This window comes from Mycobacterium gordonae (assembly GCF_002101675.1).
In the GTDB taxonomy this organism is placed as follows: Bacteria; Actinomycetota; Actinomycetes; order Mycobacteriales; family Mycobacteriaceae; genus Mycobacterium; species Mycobacterium gordonae.
In genome coordinates this window covers 38,396-55,712 of sequence record NZ_LQOY01000015.1, presented here as the reverse complement: position 1 = coordinate 55,712, position 17,317 = coordinate 38,396, and the positions used below count along the sequence as shown (strand labels likewise).

The 17,317-nt window shown below is 67.8% G+C and carries 14 protein-coding genes and 1 pseudogene; 11 read left to right on the top strand and 4 right to left on the bottom strand.

Going from position 1 to position 17,317, the window contains the following annotated elements; all coding sequences use genetic code 11:
- Positions 1 to 38: 38 nt before the first annotated feature.
- The 4 genes from AWC08_RS02245 (at position 39) to AWC08_RS02230 (ending at position 4,093) form a co-directional block, all read left to right on the top strand.
- A complete protein-coding gene (locus tag AWC08_RS02245) occupies positions 39 to 710 on the top strand; it encodes a cutinase family protein (protein WP_232008000.1) in 672 nt (223 codons plus the stop codon).
- 22 nt (positions 711 to 732) lie between these two features.
- Positions 733 to 1,917: a M20 family metallopeptidase gene (locus AWC08_RS02240; protein WP_069434461.1), complete on the top strand. Its 1,185-nt coding sequence runs from the start codon at positions 733 to 735 to the stop codon at positions 1,915 to 1,917.
- Complete coding sequence (locus AWC08_RS02235) at positions 1,914 to 3,083, top strand: M20 family metallopeptidase (RefSeq protein ID WP_065136192.1); 1,170 nt, start codon at positions 1,914 to 1,916, stop codon at positions 3,081 to 3,083. The genes AWC08_RS02240 and AWC08_RS02235 overlap by 4 nt, the downstream gene beginning before the upstream one ends.
- Positions 3,084 to 3,205: 122 nt before the next feature.
- Positions 3,206 to 4,093, top strand: a complete 888-nt coding sequence (locus AWC08_RS02230; protein WP_069434460.1) for a PDDEXK family nuclease — start codon at positions 3,206 to 3,208, stop codon at positions 4,091 to 4,093.
- A gap of 103 nt (positions 4,094 to 4,196) precedes the next feature.
- On the opposite strand, the gene AWC08_RS02225 is transcribed toward AWC08_RS02230, so the two are convergent.
- Positions 4,197 to 4,682: a gamma-glutamylcyclotransferase family protein gene (locus AWC08_RS02225; protein ID WP_065136194.1), complete on the bottom strand. Its 486-nt coding sequence runs from the start codon at positions 4,680 to 4,682 to the stop codon at positions 4,197 to 4,199.
- Between the two features lie 58 nt (positions 4,683 to 4,740).
- Here AWC08_RS02225 and AWC08_RS02220 point away from each other — a divergent pair.
- From AWC08_RS02220 to AWC08_RS02210, 3 genes and pseudogenes are all read left to right on the top strand, one after another.
- Positions 4,741 to 6,218, top strand: a pseudogene (locus AWC08_RS02220) (NAD(P)H-quinone dehydrogenase); the annotation flags it as partial.
- A gap of 18 nt (positions 6,219 to 6,236) precedes the next feature.
- Positions 6,237 to 7,985: a glycerol-3-phosphate dehydrogenase/oxidase gene (locus AWC08_RS02215; RefSeq protein ID WP_065136196.1), complete on the top strand. Its 1,749-nt coding sequence runs from the start codon at positions 6,237 to 6,239 to the stop codon at positions 7,983 to 7,985.
- A 49-nt stretch (positions 7,986 to 8,034) separates the two neighbouring features.
- Positions 8,035 to 9,564 carry an FMN-binding glutamate synthase family protein gene (locus tag AWC08_RS02210; RefSeq protein ID WP_069434459.1) on the top strand — a complete coding sequence of 510 codons (1,530 nt, stop codon included), beginning with the start codon at positions 8,035 to 8,037 and terminating at the stop codon, positions 9,562 to 9,564.
- Here the strand turns inward: AWC08_RS02210 and AWC08_RS02205 are convergent.
- Complete coding sequence (locus AWC08_RS02205) at positions 9,561 to 10,172, bottom strand: DUF5994 family protein (RefSeq protein ID WP_069434458.1); 612 nt, start codon at positions 10,170 to 10,172, stop codon at positions 9,561 to 9,563. The genes AWC08_RS02210 and AWC08_RS02205 overlap by 4 nt on opposite strands.
- Before the next feature lie 222 nt (positions 10,173 to 10,394).
- Here AWC08_RS02205 and AWC08_RS02200 point away from each other — a divergent pair, with 222 nt between their 5' ends.
- The 3 genes from AWC08_RS02200 (at position 10,395) to AWC08_RS02190 (ending at position 15,260) form a co-directional block, all read left to right on the top strand.
- Entirely contained in the window at positions 10,395 to 11,393 is a 999-nt protein-coding gene (locus AWC08_RS02200) for a magnesium transporter CorA family protein (protein WP_069434468.1), read from the top strand.
- A 100-nt stretch (positions 11,394 to 11,493) separates the two neighbouring features.
- Positions 11,494 to 12,360 (top strand): pseudouridine synthase, encoded by an 867-nt coding sequence (locus tag AWC08_RS02195; protein ID WP_069434467.1) that lies wholly within the window; start codon positions 11,494 to 11,496, stop codon positions 12,358 to 12,360.
- Positions 12,357 to 15,260 carry an arylsulfatase gene (locus tag AWC08_RS02190; protein WP_085087333.1) on the top strand — a complete coding sequence of 968 codons (2,904 nt, stop codon included), beginning with the start codon at positions 12,357 to 12,359 and terminating at the stop codon, positions 15,258 to 15,260. Before AWC08_RS02195 ends, AWC08_RS02190 begins: the two co-directional genes overlap by 4 nt.
- A gap of 2 nt (positions 15,261 to 15,262) precedes the next feature.
- Here the strand turns inward: AWC08_RS02190 and AWC08_RS02185 are convergent, their stop codons facing one another.
- Both AWC08_RS02185 and AWC08_RS02180 read right to left on the bottom strand, forming a co-directional pair.
- Positions 15,263 to 15,475: a hypothetical protein gene (locus tag AWC08_RS02185; RefSeq protein ID WP_069433625.1), complete on the bottom strand. Its 213-nt coding sequence runs from the start codon at positions 15,473 to 15,475 to the stop codon at positions 15,263 to 15,265.
- A gap of 88 nt (positions 15,476 to 15,563) precedes the next feature.
- Complete coding sequence (locus tag AWC08_RS02180) at positions 15,564 to 15,890, bottom strand: DUF732 domain-containing protein (RefSeq protein WP_069433626.1); 327 nt, start codon at positions 15,888 to 15,890, stop codon at positions 15,564 to 15,566.
- 277 nt (positions 15,891 to 16,167) lie between these two features.
- Between AWC08_RS02180 and pstS the strand changes: the two genes are divergently transcribed.
- Positions 16,168 to 17,241 carry a phosphate ABC transporter substrate-binding protein PstS gene (gene pstS, locus AWC08_RS02175; protein ID WP_069433640.1) on the top strand — a complete coding sequence of 358 codons (1,074 nt, stop codon included), beginning with the start codon at positions 16,168 to 16,170 and terminating at the stop codon, positions 17,239 to 17,241.
- The last annotated feature ends 76 nt before the right edge of the window (positions 17,242 to 17,317 follow it).

Here is a 17,317-nt window from a genome sequence, read left to right as displayed (position 1 = left end):
ACTACTTGCCGAGGCGACGGTGCTCGGGGTGTGTGATGATCTGCCTTGTGCGGCACTACAAATCGCCCTTCCTTCTTGCCGCGGCCGCCGTCTTGGCCACTGCCGCGGCGGTCGGTGCCCCGCTCCCCAAGGCGGGCGCCGACGACTGTCCCAACGTCGAGCTCGTCTTCGCCAGGGGAACCGCCGAGCCGCCCGGACTGGGGGTGGTCGGCGATGCACTGGAGGCCGCGCTGCGGCCGGCGCTGGGCGCCCGGAGCCTAGGCGTTTATCCGGTCAACTACGCGGCCAGCTATAACTTTCTGACGACGGCTGACGGGGCCAACGACGCACGCGACCACATCGCCTTCATGGCCGATCAGTGCCCGCGGACGCGGATCGTGCTGGGCGGCTTCTCGCAGGGCGCCGCCGCGGTGTCGATGCTCGCGGGGGTGCCGCCGCTGGGGGAAACCGTCGGCGAATTCGGCTCGGCTCCCTCGCTCGATCCGGTGCTGGCTCAGCGCGTCGCCGCCGTCGCGGTATTCGGGAATCCCGGCATCCGTTTCAACGTCCCGCTGTCGTCCACCGGCCAATTTGCCGGACGGGCGATCGACCTGTGCAGTCCCGGCGACCCGGTGTGCACGGTCGGTGGGCGCGACCGGTTGGCGCACCGCGAATACGCGGACCCGCCCTATCCCGGCCAGGCTGCCGGGTTCATCGCCGGACGGGTTTGACCGTCGGTGAGATACTGCGTGGATGCCCGCCCTTAGCCCACTGGACCATGTCGAGGCGGCAGTGCGGCGCCGCAGCGGTGACCTCGTCGAGTTGTCCCACGCCATCCACGCGCAGCCCGAGTTGGCGTTCGCCGAACACCGCAGTTGCGCCAAGGCGAAGGAGTTGGTCGCTCAGCGCGGTTTCGAGATCTCGCCGGTGGCCGGCCTGGATACCGCGTTCCGCGCGGATTTCGGCAGCGGGCCGCTGGTTGTCGGCGTGTGCGCCGAGTACGACGCGCTGCCCGAGATCGGTCACGCCTGCGGCCACAACATCATTGCCGCCTCTGGAGTGGGCACCGCGTTGGCGCTGGCCGAGGTGGCCGACGAACTGGGTCTGACGGTGGCGCTGCTCGGCACGCCCGCCGAGGAATCGGGCGGCGGCAAGGCGCTGATGCTGCAGGCCGGGGCGTTCGACGACATCGCGGCGGCCGTGATGGTGCATCCCGGGCCCACCGACATCGCCGGGGCGCGATCGCTGGCGTTGTCCGAGGTGACGGTGAATTACCGGGGCAAGGAGTCGCATGCGGCTGTCGCTCCGTTCGCGGGGCTGAACGCGGCTGACGCGGTGACCGTCGCGCAGGTGGCCATCGGGCTGCTGCGTCAGCAGTTGGCGCCCGGGCAGATGATGCACGGCATCGTCACCGACGGGGGGCAGGCGGTCAACGTCATTCCGGGCCAGGCCGCGCTGAAGTACGCGATGCGGGCGGTCGAGTACGACTCGCTGCGCCAGCTGGAGGGCAGGATGTACTCCTGCTTCGCCGCCGGCGCGCTGGCTGCCGGGTGCGAGTACGAGATCGACGAGGCCGGCCCGGCTTACGCCGAACTGCGGCCCGACCAGTGGCTGGCCGATGTCTTTCGTGCGGAGATGTGCCGCCTCGGGCGCGAACCGGTGTCGGCCGCCGTGGAGTCTGCGCTGCCGTTGGGCAGCACCGACATGGGTAACGTGACGCACGTGCTGCCCGGTATCCACCCGGTGATCGGTGTCGACGCCGGAGGTGCGACGGTGCACCAGCGTGCCTTCGCGGCGGCGGCGGCGGGACCCAGCGCCGACCGGGCCGTGGTTGAGGGAGCCATCATGCTGGCGCGCACCGTCGTTGCTCTGGCGACGGACGCTGGTGAGCGGGACCGGGTGCTGCTGGCTGCGCAGGCGCGGGCGGCGGTGCGATGAGCCTGGTCGACAGTGCCGAGTCGTGGCTGGCCGCCCACTACGACGACCTGGTGGACTGGCGGCGCCACATCCACCGGTATCCCGAGCTGGGCCGCCAGGAGTTCGCCACCACCCAGTTCGTCGCCGAGCGGTTGGCCGACGCCGGGCTCAATCCCAAGGTGCTCCCCGGCGGGACTGGGCTGACCTGCGATTTCGGTCCCGAGCATGCGCCCAGGATCGCGTTGCGCGCCGACATGGACGCGCTGCCGATGGCCGAGCGGACCGGCGCGCCCTACGCCTCGACGATGCCCAACATCGCGCACGCCTGTGGTCACGACGCGCACACCGCGATCCTGCTGGGGACGGCGCTGGCGCTGGCCTCGGTGCCCGAACTGCCGGTCGGGGTGCGGTTGATCTTCCAGGCCGCCGAAGAGCTGATGCCGGGTGGCGCTATTGACGCGATCGCGGCGGGTGCCCTGACCGGGGTGTCGCGAATTTTCGCGCTGCACTGCGATCCCCGGTTGGAGGTGGGCAAGGTCGCGGTCCGGCTGGGGCCCATCACGTCGGCGGCCGACCAGCTCGAGATCACGCTGTATTCGCCCGGCGGGCACACCTCGCGCCCGCACCTGACCGCCGACCTGGTCTACGGGCTGGGCACCTTGATCACCGGGCTACCCGGGGTGCTGTCTCGCCGCATCGATCCCCGCAACAGCACCGTGCTGGTGTGGGGCGCGGTCAATGCGGGGGTGGCGCCCAATGCGATTCCGCAGTCCGGCGTGCTGGCCGGCACCGTGCGCACGGCCAGCCGCCAGACCTGGATAGACCTGGAGGCGATCATCCGCGAGGCCGTCACCGGCCTGCTCTCGCCGCTGGCCATCGAGCACACCCTGCAGTACCGGCGTGGCGTGCCGCCGGTGGTCAACGAGGACGTCTCGACGCGCATCCTCACCCACGCCATCGAAGCCGTCGGCCCTGATGTGCTGGCCGATACCCGGCAGTCCGGCGGCGGGGAGGACTTCTCCTGGTACCTCGAGGAAGTCCCCGGCGCGATGGCACGGCTGGGGGTTTGGTCGGGCGAGGGGCCGCAGCTGGATCTGCACCAGCCGACGTTCGACCTGGACGAGCGGGCGTTGGCTATCGGTGTGCGGGTGATGGTCAACATCATCGAGCAGTCCGCGGAGTTCTAGGGGGCTTCTTTGCGTCCCGCGAGCGCCCGCATTTTGCCTTCGACACGCCGTGTTTGCTGACATTTTGCGGCCGGTCGCGAGGTGAATTGTGGGCGTAGCCACGCCAATTGACGATAGGTGGCATGCACGCGGAGCTCAGCCGGCTACTCGATGCGCAGGGTGGCGTGGTGACCAGTGCCCAGCTCCTGCCGTTTCTGACGCGTCGCGGCCTTGAGGCGCAACTGAATCTTGGTGCGCTGACGAAGGTTTGGCACGGCGTCTACGGCCGCGGTCAAGTAACCACCGCTTTGCGGCTGCGGGGGCTTGACTTGTTTGCCGGAACAACCGTCGCGTCTTGCCTCAGCACCGCCGCGAGCGCGTACGGGTTCGATACCGAGCAACGCGACGAATTGCACATCCTCAGTCCTGCCGGTCGGCGACTGCGTTCGACCAATGGGCTGGTTGTCCATCGGCGCGAGGGCGCGCCGCTGCACGTGTTCGCGGGGCGTCCGGCCACCACCCCAGCTTGGACGGCGATCGAGGTGGCCCGCGGACTACGTCGTCCGCGGGCACTGGCGACTTTGGACGCGGCGCTGCGCAGCGGGACCTGCGGCCGCGACGAACTGACGCGTACTCTTGAGCTGCAGTCGGGCCGCCGTGGCGTCGTTGCTGTGCGCGAATTACTTTCCATTGCTTCACCTTTGGCCGAATCTCCGATGGAGAGTGAGGCCCGCCTCGTCATGCTCAACGGAGGACTGCCGCCCCCAGAGTTGCAGTACGAGGTGGTAGATGCGAGCGGCCGGCTCTGGCGGCTCGACTTCGCCTGGCCGGAATACCGGGTTGCCGCCGAGTACGACGGCGTCGACTGGCACAGCGGGCCCGACGCATTCCGTCGAGACCGCGCCCGGGCCGCTGCGCTGCAGGATCTGTCGTGGGTCGTTGTGCCGATCATCGCGGAGGACGTCAGACGCCGGCCAGAACAGCTCGTCAGGCGGCTGCAGTCACGACTCGATGGTGTCCGAGCCGCGTAGGTCTGGCCGCGAGGGGCCGCGAATTGTCAGCTGTGGCGGCGTGTTGGTGGCAACATGCGGGCGCTCGGCGTGGGGGGGCGGGACGCTGGCGCGCGAGGGCCCGCTACTCCGGACTACTGGGCCCCGGGCCGATGTTGCGGGCCGGCCGGGTGCGCAGGTCGTGCACATAATCCGCCGGCGCGCCGGCGATCTCGGCGGCATCGGCCATCACACCCAGATACTGCGCGGACGGCAGGCCACCCTCCCAGCCGTCCAGCACATAGAGCCAGGCCAGCACCGGGTCGATGTCGGTGTCCGACGATTCGCGCTCCACCCGGCAGCGGATCTTCTTGTGGACGCCGAACTCGGAGCCCTCCCACCGGTCCAGATTCATCTCGTCGGCCGGGGTCATGTCGTAGAGCACCACGAACACCCGCGAGTCCGGGTCTTCGACGATGGTCGCCAGTGCGCCTTCCCAGCCGATGTCCTCGCCCCCGAACGTCAGCCGCCACCCCGGTAACCAGCCAGTTCCGGCCATCGGCGAGTGCGGTGCACGCTTGAGCATCTGCTCGGGATGCATGTTCGACCCGTAGGCGGCGTAGAGCGGCACGGGGAAAGCTTAAACTCCGCCTTGCGGGCCACCGCATCGCCGGACTAGGTTATGGGCTGTGGTGACCCGCATCGTGATCCTCGGTGGAGGCCCGGCCGGATACGAGGCGGCCCTGGTGGCCGCCAACGCAAAGCCCGACGACGTCGAAGTCACGATCATCGATTCCGACGGTGTGGGCGGTGCGGCCGTACTGGACGACTGCGTGCCGTCGAAGACGTTCATCGCCTCCACCTGGCTGCGCACCGAGCTGCGCCGGGCCCCACGGCTGGGCTTCGAGATCGACATCGACGACGCCAAGATCGACCTGCCGCAGATCCACGCCCGGGTCAAAAAGCTCGCCGCAGAGCAGTCCGCGGACATCGCCGAACAACTGCGCAACGTCGGGGTGAAGCTGGTCCACGGCCGCGGCGAACTCGTCGACCCCACCCCCGGCCTGGCCCGGCACCGGCTCAAGGCGACGGCCCCTGACGGCACGGTCACCGAGCATGACGCCGACTTCGTGCTGATCGCCACCGGGGCCAGCCCGCGGGTCCTGCCCTCGGCCCAGCCCGACGGCGAACGCATCCTCACCTGGCGCCAGCTCTACGATCTGCAAACCCTGCCCGAACACCTGATCGTGGTGGGCTCCGGGGTCACCGGCGCGGAGTTCGTACACGCCTACACCGAACTTGGCGTCCAGGTGTCGGTGGCGGCCAGCCGTGACCGCGTGTTGCCTTACGAGGACGCCGACGCCGCCGCGGTGCTGGAAGAGTCGTTCGCCGAACGCGGCGTCAACCTGTTCAAGAACGCCCGAGCCGAGTCGGTCACCCGCACCGACGAAGGCGTCCTGGTGACGATGACCGACGGCCGCACCATCGAGGGCAGCCACGCCCTGATGACAATCGGCTCGATCCCCAACACCGCCGGCCTGGGGCTGGAACGCGTCGGCATCGAGCTCAGCCCCGGTGACTACCTCAAGGTGGACCGGGTGTCGCGCACCTCGGTGCCGGGTATCTACGCGGCCGGAGACTGCACCGGACTGCTGCTGCTGGCCTCGGTCGCCGCTATGCAGGGCCGCATCGCGATGTACCACGCGCTCGGCGAGGGCGTGAACCCGATCCGGCTGCGCACGGTGGCGGCGACGGTCTTCACCCGGCCCGAGATCGCCGCGGTCGGGGTGCCGCAGTCGGCGATCGACGACGGAGAGTTCAGCGCGCGCACCATCATGCTGCCGCTGCACACCAACGCCAGGGCGAAGATGTCCGGGCTGCGGCAGGGTTTCGTCAAGATCTTCTGCCGCAAGTCCACCGGCGTCGTCATCGGCGGCGTGGTGGTGGCTCCCATCGCCTCGGAGCTGATCCTGCCGATCGCGGTGGCCGTGACCAACCGGATCACGGTCAACGAGTTGGCCCAGACGCTTGCCGTTTACCCCTCGTTGTCCGGTTCGATCACCGAGGCCGCGCGGCGCCTGATGGCGCACGACGATCTGGACTGATAAGCGACTCAAAAGCCGCGGACGAACTAGCCTGGTTGGGCGAACGCCTACCGACAAGTAACCGACAGGAGACCTTCGTCGTGAGCCACCCGAACCACGGACCGGAGAACGAGCCCGCCGCATGGCTGGGACCTGAGCAGCGGGCAGAGGCCTGGGACCGTCTTGGTACCGAGCAATTCGACGTAGTGGTCATCGGCGGCGGTGTGGTGGGTTGCGGGTGCGCGCTGGACGCTGCCACCCGGGGGCTCAAGGTGGCGTTGGTCGAGGCGCGGGACCTGGCCTCGGGCACGTCGAGCCGCTCGTCGAAGATGTTCCACGGCGGTCTGCGCTACCTCGAGCAACTCGAGTTCGGATTGGTGCGCGAGGCGCTGTTCGAACGAGAACTCTCGCTGACCACACTGGCGCCGCATCTCGTGAAGCCGCTGCCGTTCCTGTTCCCGCTGACCAAGCGAGGGTGGGAACGCCCGTACATGGCCGCCGGCATCTTCCTGTACGACAGCCTGGGTGGCGCGAAATCGGTTCCCGCGCAGAAGCATTTGACCCGCGCCGGTGCGCTGCGACTGAGCCCGGGCCTCAAGCGCAGCTCGTTGATCGGCGGCATCCGGTACTACGACACCGTTGTCGACGACGCTCGCCACACCATGACGGTCGCGCGCACGGCGGCGCACTACGGGGCGGTGGTTCGATCGTCCACTCAGGTGGTCGCGCTGCTGCGCGAAGCGGATCGGGTCACCGGCGTGCGGGTGCGCGACTCCGAGGACGGCGCGACCACCGAGGTACGCGGCCACGTGGTGATCAACGCGACCGGAGTGTGGACCGACGAGATTCAGGCGTTGTCCAAGCAGCGCGGCCGGTTCCAGGTTCGCGCCTCCAAGGGCGTGCACGTGGTGGTGCCGCGGGACCGCATCGTCAGCGACGTTGCGATCATCCTGCGCACCGAAAAGTCGGTGATGTTCGTCATCCCGTGGGGCAGCCACTGGATCATCGGCACCACCGACACCGACTGGAACCTGGACCTGGCCCACCCCGCCGCCACCAAGGCCGACATCGACTACATCCTGACCACCGTCAACGCCGTTCTGGCCACCCCGCTGACCCACGCCGATATCGATGGCGTCTATGCCGGACTCCGGCCGCTGCTGGCCGGCGAAAGCGAAGAAACATCCAAGCTGTCCAGGGAACACGCCGTTGCGGTGCCCTCGGCTGGACTGGTCGCCATCGCGGGCGGCAAGTACACCACCTACCGGGTGATGGCAGCCGACGCCGTGGACGCCGCGGCGGAGTTCATCCCTACCAGGGTTGCGCCGTCGATCACCCAGAAGGTGCCGCTGATCGGCGCCGAGGGCTACTTCGCCTTGATCAACCAAACGGAGAACGTCGGCGCGATGCGCGGTTTGCACCCGTACCGGGTCCGACACCTGCTGGACCGTTACGGCTCGCTGATCGACGAGGTGCTGGGGTTGGCGACGAAAGATTCCAGCCTGCTCAGCCCGATCAAGGACGCGCCCGGCTACCTCAAGGTCGAGGCCGTCTACGCGGCGGCCGCCGAGGGGGCGCTGCACCTCGAGGACATCCTGGCCCGCCGGATGCGCATCTCCATCGAGTACTCACACCGCGGCGTCGACTGCGCCCGCGAGGTGGCCGACCTGGTCGCGCCGGTGCTGGGCTGGAGCGCTGAGGACGTCAACCGCGAGGTCGCCAACTACAAGGCGCGGGTCGAGGCCGAGGTGCTCTCGCAGGCCCAGCCCGACGACGTCTCCGCCGACGAACTGCGGGCCAGCGCACCCGAGGCACGCGCCGAGATCCTCGAGCCGGTGCCGCTGAACTGAGGACTCAGGTCACTAGCAATCTGTCGGTGGCCCGGGTGAGCATGGGGGCGTGAAGAAACGCTCCGTGGGTGCTGTCCTGGGTTCGGGCGTGGCCGGGCTGGCCGGCTGGGACCTATGGCAACGCCGGCACACCATCCTGCGCAACTATCCGATCATCGGCCACCTGCGGTTCGTCCTGGAAGCGGTCGGGCCGGAACTGCGCCAGTACATCGTCACCGACAACAACGCGGAGAAACCGTTCAGCCGCGACCAACGCCGCTGGGTGTACAGCTCGTCGAAGATGGACAACCGGTACTTCGGTTTCGGCACCGACAACGATCTGGAACGCGCCCACAACTACCCGATCATCAAGCATGCGGCGTTCCCGGTGTCGGCCCCGGACGGCGAACCGGGACATCCGGACCCTAAGGTGCCCTTGCCGGCGGCCAAGGTCCTCGGCGGAGCCCGCAACCGCGCCAAGGCTTTTCGGCCGCCGTCGATGGTCAACGTGTCGGGGATGAGTTTCGGGGCGCTGGGCGGGGCGGCGATCACCGCGCTGAACCAGGGCGTCGCGATGGCCGGCGCCCTGCAGAGCACCGGTGAGGGCGGGGCGTCGTCCTACCACCGGTGCGGTGGCGACCTCGTCTGGCAGATCGGCACCGGCTATTTCGGTTGCCGCAACGACGACGGCAGCTTCAGCCTGCCGCGGCTGGTCGACCAGGTGGCCGCCACGCCGTCGATCCGGGCCATCGAGATCAAACTCAGCCAAGGCGCCAAGCCCGGGTTGGGCGGCATGCTGCCCGGCGCCAAGGTCACCGAGGAAATCGCCAAGATCCGCGGCATTCCGGTCGGAGTCGACTGCAAGAGCCCGGCCGGGCATTCGGCCTTCCGCGACGTCGACGGCCTGCTGGAGTTCGTGGAGACGATCGCCGCCGAGACAGGGCTTCCGGTGGGCATCAAGTCGGCGGTCGGGGAGTCCGCGTTCTGGCCGGAGTTGGCCGCGCGGATGGCCCGCACCGGCCGCGGCGTCGACTTCGTGACCGTCGACGGGGGTGAGGGCGGCACCGGAGCGGCACCGCTGGTGTTCAGCGACCACGTCGCGCTGCCGTTCAAGTGGGCCTTCCCGCGGGTCTACCGCGCTTTCGCCGAGCAGGGCCTGCACCACGACGTGGTGTTCATCGGGTCGGGCAAACTGGGCATCCCAGAGAACGCGCTGCTGGCCCTGGCTCTGGGCTGCGACCTGATCAACGTGGGCCGCACCGCGATGTTCGCCATCGGCTGCATCCAGGCCCAGCGCTGCCACACCGGCCGCTGCCCGACCGGGGTCGCGACCCAGTCGGCCTGGCTGCAGCACGGACTGGACCCGGCGCTGAAGTCGGTGCGCTGCGCCAACTACCTGGCCACCCTGCGCTTCGAGTTACTGTCCCTGGCACGCGCCTGCGGCCACGTGCACCCCGCCCTGGTTCCGCTGAATGCCATCGAGGTGCTCGACGTGGACCTGCAGTCGGCGCCGGCCGAGGAGTTGTTCGACTACAAGCCGGACTGGGGGCTACCGGGGCCGGCCGACGTGGAGGCGATCACCGCGCTGATGACGCTTTAGAGCGCCGACCCGGCCGCGGCGCGAGACTCCATCATGCGGTTGCGAACGATGTGTTCGACCAGGACGGGGATGAAGGTCTGGACGGGCGCGTCGACGAATTGTTCGGCGGCCTCTTCGCACCAGCTGCGTATCTGGGCGGTCCGCTGCTCGTCGTGTCGGCCCTCGTGCTTGGCCAACTTCTCCGCGACGTCGGCCACCGACCGCGCGGTCAACGACCGACTGGCTGGAGCCGAGTCGGCCCGGGTGCCGTCGGCGCCTCGTGCCTCATCCAGGGCTTGGCGGCCGCTCTGCTCGCTGACATCCGGCGAAATGACGTGCAGCGTCAGGTGATGACCTTCTTCTCCGATCAGGATGACACTGGTCGGTTCGTCACTGCTGAAGCCGAGCAGTTCGACGGTGCGGCCGCCGATGTCCGCCAAGGGCGGCGTCTCGTCCCAGCCGTTGTGGCGGTAGCCCACCATCACGATTGGTCCGAGCTGCTCGGACACCGACGCCAGCAAGTCGGGCAGCTCGTGGACCAAGTTCTTCGACCTCGGCCACCAAGCGCCGTCGACATGCTCGGACAGAGGGCGAAATGGCTTGATTTCCAACCTGGTTTCTTGCTCCATCCCAACCACCTGTCCGCTGAGTGTGGGGCGGCCATGCCATCCCCCCGAAATGCTGCGGCCAACGGTAAAGCCGCCAAGCTCCGCCCGCGACTCGAAAAGCCGTCTTCCGGGTAGCGGCTGGCCGAACATTCGGTGACACGCTTACCCCCGCCGAGGCCAACGTCGCCATGGGCGCACCCCGGCTCCCGCGCGGCTCCGCCACCCGCCTGACAAGATGTGGTCGTGCAGGTCGCGCCGAGTGTCAAGGGCCGCCTGTGGCGTTCGGGTAAGCCGCAGGATGACTTCGAGTTCGACAAGCTCTCCGAATACCTCGGCGACGATGACACCCTGGTGTGGGTCGACCTGTGTGATCCGGACCACGACGCGTTGCGAGAACTGGCGGAAGAACTCGGCCTCAACCACTGGGCGGTCGAAGATGCCGTCGCGGCCGCAGAACGCGTCAAGACCACCGCCTACGAAACCCACACGTTCTGCACGGTTTACGCCGTCGACGTAGTCGCGGACGCCGCCGATGCGTCAGCGCGGATGCTGGCGATGCGCCGGATTTCGGCGTTCGTACTTCCGCGAGGGCTGATCACGGTGCGGCTGACGCCCGACTTCGACATGACGCAGGTCACGCGCCGCTGGGAGGAGATCGGCGGGCAGCAGTACGGTATCGGCGCGCTGGTGCACGGATTGCTCGACGTAGTGGTCGACAGCCATTTCGCCGCCGTGGAAGCGCTCGACGACTGCATCGAAGCCATCGAGGACGAACTGTTCGACGGCGCATCGCCCAAGGGGGGCTTTCAGCGCCGCACCTTCCAGATGCGCCGAGACCTGGTCAACTTGCGGCGAGTGGCGTTGCCGATGCGCGAAGTCATCAACTCCATCCAGCACCGCCGCCTGCACGGTGACTCCGCACGGGAACTCGACCCGCTGTACGCCGACCTGTACGACCACGTGCTTCGCGTCTCTGAATGGACGGAGTCGCTGCGCGACATGATCACCACGATCTTCGAGACGAACCTGTCCCTGCAAGATGCTCGTCTGAACACCGTCATGAAGAAGCTGACGGGTTGGGCGGCGATCATCGCCGTCCCCACCGCGATCACCGGTTTCTACGGACAGAACGTCCAATACCCCGGCTTCGGCACGATCGCCGGTTTCCTTGCCAGCAGCAGCGTCATCGTCGTCATGATGGTCGTGTTGTACGTGATGTTCCGGCGTCGGGACTGGCTGTGAGCCCGGGGACGCGCCCACCGCATCCGGCGACGCGCCGCACGCCAACCGTGTCTAGCCGATTTCGCCGCACGCCCCTCGCCGGGTGGATAATCTGCTCGCGATGAAGCCCGCGGTGATCGGCGTTCGCGACGCGCTGGGACCGGTTCGAGTGCGTCTGCACGGCGGACCGGTACTGGCCGAACTCGTCGGCCGATTCGGGTCCCAGGCCGGGGCGAAGGTGCGGGCCGGTGAAGTGGTGGACGCCGACGGAGCGGTGGTCGACGACGCGACTGTGCTGCCCCCCGGTGCCAGCGTGTACCTCTACCGCGACCTGCCCGACGAAGTGCCGGTGCCCTTCGACATCCCGGTGCTGCACCGCGACGACGACATCGTGGTCGTGGACAAGCCGCATTTTCTGGCCACCATGCCGCGCGGGCGCCACGTTGCGCAGACGGCGTTGGTGCGGCTGCGTTGCAGCCTCGCGCTGCCCGAACTGAGTCCGGCCCACCGGCTGGACCGCCTGACCGCGGGGGTGCTGCTGTTCACCACCCGCCGGGAGCTCCGGGGCAGGTATCAAACGCTTTTCGCCCGCGGCCTGGTGCGCAAGACCTATCTGGCGCGGGCCGACGTGCACCCCGCGCTGGTGCTGCCGCGCGTGGTCCGCAACCGAATCGTCAAGCGCCGCGGCAACCTGCAGGCGGTCACCGAGGCTGGCGAACCCAACGCCGAGACGCTGATCGAGCTGTTGTCCGCCGACGGCCTGTACCGCTTGACGCCGCGCACCGGACGCACCCACCAGCTGCGCGTCCACATGGCCGGCCTCGGTGTGCCAATCCATGGAGACCCGTTGTATCCCAAGGTCATCGACGTCCATCCCGACGACTTCAGCACCCCGCTGCAGTTGTTGGCCCACCGCATCGAATTCGACGACCCGGTCACCGGGTCGCACCGCGAGTTCGTCAGCCGCCGAGAGGAATTCTGGTTATGAGTGAAGACAACGCGCTGGTCATCGTCGCCGGGTATCAGGACATCGACACCGCCCGTAGCGATTTCGAGAACCTGACCGGGCGGGCCAACGCCAAGACGCTGCCGTTGCAGGGGGCGGTGCTGGTCGGCAAGGACGCCGAGGGCAACGGGGTGCTGCTGGACACCGGCAACAAGCTCGGCCGGCGCGGCGCCGCGTGGGGTGCGGGCGCCGGTCTGGCCGTAGGCCTGTTCTCGCCGGCGCTGCTGGCCACTGCCGCGTTCGGCGCCGCCGCCGGCGCGCTGGCCGGCACCTTCGCCCACCACCGGATCACCAGCGGGCTGGGCGACAAGATCGGAGAGGCCCTGGCGGCGGGCAGCGCCCTGATCATCGCTGTGACGCCTGCCCACGGCCGGCTCCCGGTGGAACAGACGATGGCGGGCTCGCCGATGAAGTCGGTGGCCGAGCTCAGTCGCTCGACGCTGCGGGCGCTGGGTTCGGCACTGGCCGAAGCGATGGGCAAATTCAACCCCGATCGCACCAAACTGCCCATCCCGCAACGCAACTTCGGCGGCACCATCGGCCGCACCGTCGCCGAGTCAGTCGGGGACTGGACCATCGTGCCCGGCGCCGCGGCGCCGGACAACGCACCCAATGTGCTGATCGTGCTGATCGATGATGCCGGCTTCGGCGGCCCCGATACCTTCGGCGGCGGCATCAGTACCCCGGCTCTGAGCCGCGTGGCCGAAAACGGTCTGGCCTACAACCGATTTCATGTCACCGCGGTGTGCTCGCCGACCCGCGCGGCACTGCTGACCGGACGCAACCACCACCGCGTCGGATTCGGATCGGTCTGCGAATTCCCCGGCCCCTACCCCGGCTATGCCACGGTGCTGCCCCGCAGCTGCGCCGCACTGCCCCGGATATTGCGCGACAACGGTTATGTGACAGGGGCTTTCGGCAAGTGGCACCTGACACCGGACAACGTGCAGGGCGCGGCCGGGCCGTTCGACAACTGGCCGCTGGGCTGGGGATTCGACCACTTCTGGGGTTTCCCCAGCGGCGCGGCGGGCCAGTACGACCCGATCATCACCCAGGACAACACGGTCATCGGCATACCGGAGGCGCCGTCAAGTGACCGGCCCTACTTCTTTCCCGACGACCTCACCGACAAGGCCGTCGAATGGCTGCACACCGTGCGCGCCCAGAACGCCACCAAGCCCTGGATGATGTACTACGCGACCGGCGCCACCCACGCACCGCACCACGTGTTCAAGGAATGGGCGGACAAGTACCAAGGACAGTTCGACGAGGGCTGGGATGTCTACCGGCAAAAGACGTTTGAACGCCAGAAGCAGCTGGGCATCATCCCGCCGGAGGCCGAACTCACCGAGCGGCCGGACCTCTTCCCGGCCTGGGACAGCCTCACCGACAGTCAGCGCAAGCTCTACGCGCGCCAGATGGAGGTGTTCGCCGGATTCTCCGAGAACGCGGACTACAACGTCGGCCGCCTGCTCGATGCCATCGACGAACTGGGCGAGTCCGACAACACGCTGGTGATCTACATCTGGGGCGACAACGGCGCCAGCATGGAAGGCACCAACACCGGTTCGTTCAACGAGATGACGTTCCTGAACGGCCTGGACCTCGACGCTGATCAGCAATTGGCGCTGATCGAGCAGTACGGGGGCATCGAGGCGCTGGGCGATGAGTTCACCGCACCGCATTTCGCCTCGGGCTGGGCGCACGCCAACAACACACCGTTCCAGTGGGGCAAGCAGATGGCCAGCCACCTCGGCGGTACCCGCGACCCGATGGTGATCTCCTGGCCGAGCCGCATCCGCCCCGACGGCAAGCTGCGCGGCCAGTTCACGCACTGCATCGACATCGCTCCAACGGTGTTGGAGGCCATCGGTTTACCGGTCCCCACCAGTGTCGACGGGGTCGAGCAGGAGCCGATGGACGGCAGCAGCTTCCTGCCGACCTTCCAAGACGCGGCCGCCGCCGAGCACCGCACCGTGCAGTACTTCGAGATGTTCGGCAGCCGCGCCATCTACCAGGACGGCTGGTGGGCATCGGCCCGCCTGGACCGGGCGCCTTGGGATCTGTCGCCGGAAACCATGCAGCGGTTCGCGCCCGGCAACTACGACCCGGACAAGGACGTCTGGGAGCTCTACTACCTGCCCGACGATTTCTCTCAGGCCCACGACCTCGCGGCCGAGCATCCGGACAAGCTCGCCGAACTGCAGGAGCTGTGGTGGGAAGAAGCCGAGCGCAACCGGGTGCTACCGCTGCTGGGTGGCCTCGCCGTCATGTTCGGCGATCTGCCGCCGCTGCCCACCACCACGCGGTTCACCTTCAAGGGCGATGTGCAGAACATCCAGCGGGGCATGGTCCCCCGCATCTACGGCCGTTCCTATGCGATCGAGGCCCGACTCACGGTGCCCGAGGACGCCCAGGGCGTCATCGTCGCCAACGCCGACTTCATGGGCGGATTCGCCCTGTGGGTCGACGAGGAGCGCCGTCTGCACCACACCTACTCGTTCCTGGGGGTGGAGACCTACCGGCAGGTATCCACCGAACCGATCCCCACCGGTGAGGTCACCGTACGGATGCTGTTCGAGTCCGCCCAGCCCGTCGTCGGCTCGGGTGGCCGGGTGACGTTGTGGGCCGGTGACCGGCAGATCGGCGAGGGCGAACTACCTCAGACGGTCAGCTTGTCGTTCACGTCGTACGCCGGACTGGACGTCGGCCGCGACAACGGGCTGGTGGTCGACCGCGACTACGAGGACAAGGCGCCCTATCCGTTCACCGGTGTCGTCAGTGAAGTTGTCTTCGACCTCATGCCGGTGGCACCGGAGACCGAAATGGCGCTGCACGAACACAACTCGGTGCAGGCCGTCGGGCGCGGGGCCGCCGGCTAGCGTCAGCCGCCGCTGCCCAGCAGGTCAGCCAAACCGTTCTCGATCCCGGTATCGATTTGCTCCCGTACGGTGGGGCCCTGGTGCAAGAACGTACCGCTGCCGTCGCAGCTGCAGCTCAGGACACTGAACGGACTGGGATCGGCACCCCCCGGAATGGCGGTCGCTACTGCAGCACCCACCGCAATCGCCACGCTGAACAACGCTTTCGTGATCACTCATCACTCCCAATAGGCGTAGCGAAAGTGTAAGTGCCGATCAGGCACCGGCACGGCCCGCGCGCGTTACGACTCAGTAAAACGTTTGCTAGCCCGTGGTGTGATGCCGCGGGCAGTATGCGGCGACGCTGACGCCCACGAAGTACCCGGCGTGATAGCCGTCCAGGTTGCTGCTCCCGGTCACCTCGTTGGCCACTTCGGCCTTCTGCCGGCCGGAATCGAGTTCGTCGCACACCTTGTGTGCGGCCTGGATCGCCGCCTGTGGTGACCCGAAGTTGATGGCGTGGGATTGCAGGGCGTTGAGGAACTGGTTGTCGACTCCGTCGGCCTGGGCGGCCGGCGCTGCCGCCACCGTCGCGAGGGTGAGCAGCGCGGCCAGCACCAGGCTGCGCGAGAGTGAGTGGCAGACGGCCATCGCTGAAACCTCCCCGCAGACAGTAGTGGCGTAACACGATGCTTACATTCTGGATCATCGCATGTGACGCAGATGGATGGGCAAAATCCCGTTCGAGGCTGACGGTGGATGGGCGAATTGTCCAGTTCGTGAACCGCCCGCGAACTGCGGCTGAAATCATCAAATCTGGATGGGTGCCGCCTGCTGGAGAACAAATCCCGGTGGTCAGAACTTGTTAGCATTCCGCATGGCCGGCGAAGCACGCCGGGTGCCGGGCGGTATTGGCCAAGGAATTGAATTGAAACGCAATCAATTTGGCGCCGGGCTGACTGTGTTGGCGTTGGCTGCGGCGATGGTGTCGGCATGTGGCGGTGACACTCAGGCCCAGGGCTGCAGCGGCCGGCCGACAGTGAAAGCCAGTGGCTCCACCGCCCAGGCAAACGCAATGACCCGCTTTGCCAAGGCATTCGAGCACGACTGCGCGGGGCATTCGTTGAATTACACCGCCAACGGTTCCGGTGCCGGAATCAGTGAATTCCTGGGCGGCCAAACCGATTTCGCCGGCTCGGACTCGCCGCTGAGCAAGGTCGAGTACGGCAGGGCGCAACAGCGGTGTGGGTCGCCGGTCTGGAATCTGCCGGTGGTGTTCGGACCGATCGCCATCGCCTACCACCTGGGTGGCGTACCGGCGTTGAACCTGGACGGGCCGACTGCGGCCCGGGTCTTCAATGGCGCCATCACCCACTGGAACGACCCGGCGATCGCGGCGCTGAACGCGGGCGTTGCGCTGCCCGCCGAGCCGATCCGGGTGGTGTTCCGCAGCGACCAGTCCGGCACCTCCGACAACTTCCAGCGATACCTCGACACCGCCGGTGGTGACGCCTGGGGCCGGGGCGCCGGCAAGGTGTTCAACGGTGGTGTGGGGGAGGGCGCCGCGGGCAGCGACGGCGTCGCGGCGGCGGTGGCGAACGCAGAGGGGTCCGTGACCTATGTCGAATGGTCCTTCGCCCTCGCGCAGCACCTGAGCGTGGCGAAGGTCATCACCTCCGCGGGCCCCGATCCGGTGGGCATCGACCCCGCCTCGGTGGGCAAGACAATCTCGTCGGCGTGGTTCATGAGGGAAGGCAACGACCTCGCCTTCGACACGATCTCGTTCTACCGGCCCAATCAGACCGGTGCGTACCCGATCGTGCTCGCCACCTATGAGATCGTCTGCTCGAAGTATCCCGACGCGCAGGTGGGGGCGGCCGTGAAGGCGTTTCTGCACAGTGCCACCGGCGCCGGGCAGACCGGCCTGGCTGACAACGGATACGCGCCCGTTCCCGAGGAGTTCCGGCCCCGCCTGACGGCGGCGATCGACGCCGTCTCATGACCGGATGCCGGGGTCCGACGCGCAATGTTGGCGGGTATTTCCTCTGCCATACAACGCAATGTTTCGCAAAAATTTA

Bases quoted from the DNA above. Each gene is read 5' to 3' on its own strand.
- AWC08_RS02240 (WP_069434461.1), top strand. From the start codon at position 733: ATGCCCGCCCTTAGCCCACTGGACCATGTCGAGGCGGCAGTGCGGCGC.
- AWC08_RS02235 (WP_065136192.1), top strand. From the start codon at position 1,914: ATGAGCCTGGTCGACAGTGCCGAGTCGTGGCTGGCCGCCCACTACGAC.
- AWC08_RS02230 (WP_069434460.1), top strand. From the start codon at position 3,206: ATGCACGCGGAGCTCAGCCGGCTACTCGATGCGCAGGGTGGCGTGGTG.
- AWC08_RS02205 (WP_069434458.1), bottom strand. From the start codon at position 10,172: ATGGAGCAAGAAACCAGGTTGGAAATCAAGCCATTTCGCCCTCTGTCC.
- AWC08_RS02195 (WP_069434467.1), top strand. From the start codon at position 11,494: ATGAAGCCCGCGGTGATCGGCGTTCGCGACGCGCTGGGACCGGTTCGA.
- AWC08_RS02190 (WP_085087333.1), top strand. From the start codon at position 12,357: ATGAGTGAAGACAACGCGCTGGTCATCGTCGCCGGGTATCAGGACATC.
- AWC08_RS02180 (WP_069433626.1), bottom strand. From the start codon at position 15,890: ATGGCCGTCTGCCACTCACTCTCGCGCAGCCTGGTGCTGGCCGCGCTG.